At 42.4% G+C, this 6,122-nt stretch carries 7 protein-coding genes; all 7 read right to left on the bottom strand.

Annotation, left to right across the window (positions count from 1 at the left end):
- Positions 1–222: 222 nt before the first annotated feature.
- Positions 223–414, bottom strand: a complete 192-nt coding sequence (locus BMW53_RS15350) for a hypothetical protein (protein WP_038555949.1) — start codon at positions 412–414, stop codon at positions 223–225.
- A 227-nt stretch (positions 415–641) separates the two neighbouring features.
- Positions 642–1,424, bottom strand: a complete 783-nt coding sequence (gene trpA / locus BMW53_RS15345) for a tryptophan synthase subunit alpha (protein ID WP_074780928.1) — start codon at positions 1,422–1,424, stop codon at positions 642–644.
- A gap of 72 nt (positions 1,425–1,496) precedes the next feature.
- Positions 1,497–2,678, bottom strand: a complete 1,182-nt coding sequence (gene trpB, locus BMW53_RS15340) for a tryptophan synthase subunit beta (RefSeq protein ID WP_038555946.1) — start codon at positions 2,676–2,678, stop codon at positions 1,497–1,499.
- 75 nt (positions 2,679–2,753) lie between these two features.
- Positions 2,754–3,347 carry a phosphoribosylanthranilate isomerase gene (locus BMW53_RS15335; RefSeq protein ID WP_217642962.1) on the bottom strand — a complete coding sequence of 198 codons (594 nt, stop codon included), beginning with the start codon at positions 3,345–3,347 and terminating at the stop codon, positions 2,754–2,756.
- 112 nt (positions 3,348–3,459) lie between these two features.
- Positions 3,460–4,248, bottom strand: coding sequence for an indole-3-glycerol phosphate synthase TrpC (gene trpC, locus BMW53_RS15330; protein WP_038555939.1), 789 nt, complete (start codon positions 4,246–4,248; stop codon positions 3,460–3,462).
- Positions 4,249–4,268: 20 nt separating this feature from the next.
- On the bottom strand, positions 4,269–5,264 hold the full coding sequence (gene trpD, locus BMW53_RS15325; protein WP_038555936.1) for an anthranilate phosphoribosyltransferase: 996 nt from the start codon (positions 5,262–5,264) through the stop codon (positions 4,269–4,271).
- Positions 5,265–5,439: 175 nt separating this feature from the next.
- Positions 5,440–6,093 (bottom strand): anthranilate synthase component II, encoded by a 654-nt coding sequence (locus tag BMW53_RS15320; RefSeq protein WP_081804758.1) that lies wholly within the window; start codon positions 6,091–6,093, stop codon positions 5,440–5,442.
- Between the last annotated feature and the right edge of the window lie 29 nt (positions 6,094–6,122).

Below are 6,122 nucleotides of genomic sequence, written 5' to 3'. Positions count from 1 at the left end.
GCTAAGGATTTAACCAGGAGAGGAAAACCTGCTGGCTCTGTATTGCCCGAAGGTATTATTTTGAAGAAATACAAATAGCTAATAATGAGCAAAATGCTAAAAATAAAATTTGGATTACAACATAGAAGGGTGAGTGGTAGAGAAAAAAAGAATTTGTCTACAGTACTTCTATACTTTCAAGCATAAAAAAGGCGGGATAAAAATCCCGCCCGGTTAATACTTTCAAGCCGCGATGCCGGCAAATGCGTCTGCCAGTACATCGGGATACATTTCTTTAAAATTTTCATAACACCAGTTGCGTAAGTTCTGCAACTGATCGGGCTCTACCCAGTTAATGCATTTGGCTAACTCTTTACTGAACAATTCTCTGCTAAAACTAACTTTGGGTAGAATTACTTTTGCGTATTCTAACATGGCTTATTCTTTTATTGTTCGCTACTAAAAATAACATTCAAAATTGAATTAAAGTATGCTGAAGAATATGCTTTAACACTAATTAACGTGTCTGTTTTCGTAGCTTTTTTCTATCATGCTGAATAGGTGTTATTTAGATCGGTTCTACTCAAGTCATGTTTCAAAACATTTGTTTTTGTTAAACTTTTAGCGTGTTCACATTAGTCAGTTTTTATACCAATTTGTGGTCAATTTGGTATTAGCATGTTTTTTACAAATTGTGCAACCGAATCGGCAATTTCCAGCTCCTCGCTGAACGAACTTACAAATGCACTTCCGATAATGGCTCCGCTGGCATACTTACAGGCATTGGTAAAGGTGGCATTGTCGGAAATTCCAAAACCGATGAGGCGTGGATTTTTGAGGTTCATATGCTGAATACGCTCAAAATAGTCGGCATGGAAATCTTCCACTTTTTTGCCGGCTCCTGTTGTCGACGACGATGAAACCATGTAAATAAATCCTTTGCTGACAGCGTCAATCTGGCGAATGCGTGCTTCCGATGTTTGCGGCGTAATCAGCAAAATATTGTGCAGGTTGTTTTGCTCGAAAATTGTTTTGTATTCTGCTTCAAACTCATCCAGTGGAAGGTCGGGAAGAATCGTGCCATCAATCCCAATTTCGTTGCACTTTTGGCAGAATTTCTCCACACCGTATTGATAAACCGGATTCAGGTAGCCCATTAAAACCAGCGGTATAGAAACCGATTCACGAATGGTTTTTAATTGATCGAAAAGTACTTTAATCGACATGCCGTTTTTTAAGGCAATTTCGCTGGTGCGTTGAATGGTTGGCCCGTCAGCCGTTGGATCCGAAAAAGGCATACCAATTTCGATGAGATCGACACCATTTTTTTCCAACTGCTGAATAATTTCAACGGTATCGTTCAGGTTGGGGAACCCGGCAGTAAAATATACCGAGAGTATGTTTTCTTTTTTTCTTTCGAAAAGTTGATTGATTCTGTTGTTCATTTCGTTTTTTGTTGGAAGCTCAAAGCCCGAAGCACTAAAACGCTGCGCGCTGTGCTCCATGCTCTTTGCTCGTTAATATCCAAAATAATTCAGGTAAGTCTCCATATCCTTATTTCCGCTCCCCGAAAGGTTAATTACATTCACATCGTCGGGATTCATTTTAATTTTATCAAGCGCCGCAAGTGCATGAGCGGATTCCAGTGCCGGAATGATGCCTTCCTTTTGCGTAAGTAACAGCACAGCTTTTAATACCTCTTCATCGGTGGCAGCCAAAAATTTCGCACGACCTGTTTTGAAAAGGTGCGCATGCAATGGCCCGATTCCCGGGTAATCCAGTCCTGCCGAAATGGAGTACGGTTCAGTAATCTGGCCGTCATTATTTTGCATTAACATGGTTCTGCTTGAATGCAGTACTCCCGGCGAACCGACAGCAAGTGTAGCTGCTGTTTCGTCTGTGGCAATACCTTTCCCGGCAGCTTCAACGCCTATCAGTTCCACCTGCTCATCATCAAGATAGTGATAGAATGCTCCGGCGGCGTTACTTCCTCCGCCCACACACGCCAAAATGCGTGTCGGGAATTCTGAACCAGTTTGTTCCAGCAATTGCTTTTTCATTTCGGCACTTATAACCGATTGAAAGCGAGCAACCATATCGGGGTAGGGATGTGGCCCAACTACCGAGCCGATAATGTAATGCGTATCTTCCGGATTATTGATCCAGTCGCGCATTGCCTCGTTGGTGGCGTCTTTTAGTGTTTTGTTTCCGCTGTGTACCGGAATTACTTCGGCACCAAGCATTTTCATTTTTTTTACGTTGGGTGCCTGGCGCGAAACATCCAATGCTCCCATATAAACGATACACTTTATTCCTTTCAGCGCACAAACCGTTGCAGTTGCCACACCGTGCTGGCCGGCACCAGTTTCGGCAATAATGCGGGTTTTCCCCAGCTGTTGTGCCAACAGAATTTGCCCGATGGTATTGTTCAGTTTGTGCGAACCGGTGTGATTCAGATCTTCCCTTTTCAGGTAGATTTTACTGCCGTAATGCTCCGAAAGGCGGCTGGCATAATACAGCGGCGACGGGCGTCCCACATAATCTTTTAACAGCTGATCAAATTCTTTCCTGAACGAATCTGATTCTATAATTTCCAGGTAACGGCGCTTGAGTTCATCAACATTGGTGAACATCATTTCGGGAATCCATGCCCCGCCAAATTCGCCGTAATATCCTTTTTCGTTTACTTGATACTTCATGTGATTAAAGTTAGAAGTCGGAAGATCGAAGCCGGAAGATTTGTTTCTTCTTTCGACATGATCAGATTCCGCACTTTATTTTTTTAACTCAGCTATAAATTTTCTCAGTTTTTCAATGTTTTTTAATCCGGGTTCATCTTCAAAACCACTGTTCAGATCTACTCCCGCCAGCATCGGATGATTAAGTTTTTTTATCTCTGCTGCATCGTCAGGGCCAATTCCTCCACTCAGAAAGAAGGGCGTGTTTCCTTTGTAGTTTTCGAGTAGGTGCCAGTTGAATTTTTTACCCGAACCACCATGCTCTTTTGTTTTGGTGTCGAATAAAAAATAATCAACGATGCCCTCAAAAGCCGCAGTGCTTGAAAATTTAAAATCATCATCCATCGCAAAGGCCTTTATAATATTTAAACCCTGACTTTTTAATATTCCGCAGGTTTTGGGATTTTCTTTGCCATGCAACTGAATGTACTCGAAATCAAAGTTCTTTGCCAAGCCCAGAATTTCAAATGCATTCTCGTTTACAAAAACACCCACTTTGGCTTTGTCAGATTGAAAGAGTCCGGCATCGGGCGAATCGCCAACAAATCGTTTTGAAGGGCCGTAAAAAATATAGCCCAACATGTCGACTCCAAGCGCTTCCACCTGTTCGCGGTTTTGCGTGGATTTCATCCCGCATACTTTTATTTTTAGATTTTTTGTCATCTCTTCACTTGTTATGTTTCACCCCTTTAATCCCCTCAAGGGGAGAATTGCCCCCTTGAGGGGGCTGTGGGGGTGATTGTTAATCTCTAAGCTCCTCAATCAGTTTTTTACAAGCAGCACCCGGGTCGTCAGTTTTCATAAAAGTCTCACCAATTAAGAAACCTTTAAAACCATGCTCTTTCAGATACTTTATTTCTGAAGCACCAGCCAAACCGCTTTCCGATATTTTTACAAATTTGGCCGGAATAAGTTTCGACAGTTCTACTGATGTTTCAACGTTTACCTCAAAAGTTTTCAGGTTGCGGTTGTTTACGCCAACCACATCAACAAAGTCGTTTACAATCTCCAGCTCTTCGGCATTGTGGATTTCCATCAACACCTCCAGCCCCAGCGCTTTGGCTTTTTGTGCCAGTTCCAGTGCCTTTTCTTTTGAAAGACAGGCGGCAATTAAAAGAATTACATCTGCTCCAAAAGCTTTGGCTTCCACTATCTGGTAGGTGTCGATTATAAAATCTTTTCGCAGAATCGGGATATCGGGATTGGCTTCCCGTGCTTTTGCAAGGTTGGCTAATGTTCCGCCAAAGTATTCAAAATCGGTTAATACCGAAAGACATGAAGCGCCCGCAGCATTATAAGCGGTGGTAACGTCTTCCACTTTTACCGAAAAATTGATTTCGCCTTTTGACGGCGATTTTTGCTTGAATTCGGCAATAATTCCCGAAGCATCATCTTTCAGCAGATTTTCCTTTAGCGAATTACATTTCCGCGCAAATCCTGGATATTTCTCCAGCTTCTCAATGGTAACCACCTTTTTCTGGGCGGCTACCTCTTGTTTTTTTGTTGCTACTATTTTATCAAGAATATTCATTGTCTTTTATTTTCTCTGCCTTAAAAAGACTTGTTAGTTACTGCTTCCAGCATCTTTAATGCTTTTCCGCCAAGTAAAGATTCGCGTGCCATTTCAACACATTCGGTCAACGGTTTGTCAGGAAAAACAACCTGCAGGCTAATGGCTGCGTTGGCCAGAACAACATTGGTTTGTTCGGCAGTACCATTGCCTTTCAATACATCGATGAATATTTTAGCGGCATCTTCTACCGAATTGCCACCAAAAAGTTTTTCAGGAGCAATCTGTGGCATTCCAAATTCTGCTGGCGACAGCAGTTTATCCTCCGATTTTGTGGCCAGGTGCGTGTCGGCAGTCAGCGAAATTTCGTCGTATCCATCAACACTGTTTAAAATGGCGAAGTTAACATTTAGCGTGCGATAGACATTTTTATAATGTTCGAAATTTTCGTTGTTGTTAACACCCAGCACCTGGTACCGGGGAACTGCAGGATTGGCCATGGGGCCAAGGATGTTAAAGAAAGTTGGCACTTTTAAGGCTCTGCGTACCGGAGCAATGTGTTTCATTGCCGGGTGAAACAGAGGCGCGTGTAAAAAGCAAAAACGGCCTTTTTCCAAATCGTTTTTTAATTTGTCGGTGTTGTTGCTGAACTCGTAGCCGAGAAATTCCAAAACGTTTGATGAGCCGCTGGTTGAGGTGGCTGCATAATTGCCGTGTTTGGTTACATTTACGCCGGCACCTGCAACTACAAAACAGGCTAAGGTGGAGATGTTAAAGGTGTTTTTTCCATCGCCGCCGGTACCTACAATATCAATTGCATTGTAGGCTGATAAATCAATTTTCTTGCTGAGTTCTACCATCGCATCGCGAAATCCACCTAATTCTTCCGACTTTATTGGCCGCATTATAAACACACTTAAAAATGCAGCAAATTCAGCTTCCGAATACTGTCCTTTTCCAACGCCGGTTAAGGCTGTTTTTGCTTCTTCGCGGGTGAGGGTGTTTCCTTCAAAAAGGTATTGTAATGTTTCTTTCATTCGTCTATAATTGTTTATTTCTAATGGAGACTCATGTAACTCGCATAGTCATTCGCCTGTGTATTAAGAGACTTTTTATTATGCTCGTTTCATATCTAAGTAATTAGTATTGAGATTTTAGTAATGAGTATTGAGTCAGTTAGTTATGTGGCTTTTTTTGTCTGATCTCATTATCTCACTGTTTTGTTCTATTATCTGAATTCAACCAGTTTTCGATCATTTTTTCGCCCAATGGAGTCAGTACCGATTCGGGGTGAAATTGTACACTTTGCACATCGTATTCTTTGTGCTGCATCGACATTACCAGGCCGTCTGCGTCGTAACTGGTTACTTCAAAACATTCGGGTAGTTGCTCGTCTTGTACGATCCACGAGTGATAGCGACCCACATCGAACGATTCAGGCAATCCTTCAAATAGCTGCGATTTGATACCGGTTTGTTTTATGGGCGTGGCTATACCATGTAAAACGCGGTTCATATTGTGTAGTTTCCCGGCAAAAGCTTCGCCAATGGCCTGGTGCCCCAGGCAAACGCCCAGCATACTTTTTTTAGGGGCGTAGGCTTTAATAATATCGAGCAAAAGGCCTGCTTCTTCAGGAATTCCCGGACCCGGAGAAAGAACGATTTTATCGTACTGGTCAATCTCTTCCAATGCAATCTGATCGTTGCGAAACACATCAACCGGCTGGCCCGAAATCTTTTTTATAGCATGTACCAGGTTGTAGGTAAATGAGTCGTAATTATCGATAACTACTATTTTGGCCCCTCCCGGCCTCCCCGCAGGGGAGGAGATTGAAGCAGGCTCTTGTTTGTATTGTTTTTGTACCATTTTATTTTGCTTTTAATTTTTTTGTTTTC

It is taken from the genome of Draconibacterium orientale (genome assembly GCF_900111425.1).
GTDB lineage: Bacteria > Bacteroidota > Bacteroidia > Bacteroidales > Prolixibacteraceae > Draconibacterium > Draconibacterium orientale.
This window is presented reverse-complemented; position numbering and strand designations above follow the sequence as displayed.

Coding starts and splice junctions, on each gene's coding strand:
- trpD (WP_038555936.1), bottom strand. CDS start 5,264: ATGAAAGAAACATTACAATACCTTTTTGAAGGAAACACCCTCACCCGC.
- BMW53_RS15350 (WP_038555949.1), bottom strand. CDS start 414: ATGTTAGAATACGCAAAAGTAATTCTACCCAAAGTTAGTTTTAGCAGA.
- trpA (WP_074780928.1), bottom strand. CDS start 1,424: ATGAACAACAGAATCAATCAACTTTTCGAAAGAAAAAAAGAAAACATA.
- trpC (WP_038555939.1), bottom strand. CDS start 4,248: ATGAATATTCTTGATAAAATAGTAGCAACAAAAAAACAAGAGGTAGCC.
- BMW53_RS15320 (WP_081804758.1), bottom strand. CDS start 6,093: ATGGTACAAAAACAATACAAACAAGAGCCTGCTTCAATCTCCTCCCCT.
- trpB (WP_038555946.1), bottom strand. CDS start 2,678: ATGAAGTATCAAGTAAACGAAAAAGGATATTACGGCGAATTTGGCGGG.
- BMW53_RS15335 (WP_217642962.1), bottom strand. CDS start 3,347: ATGAAATCCACGCAAAACCGCGAACAGGTGGAAGCGCTTGGAGTCGAC.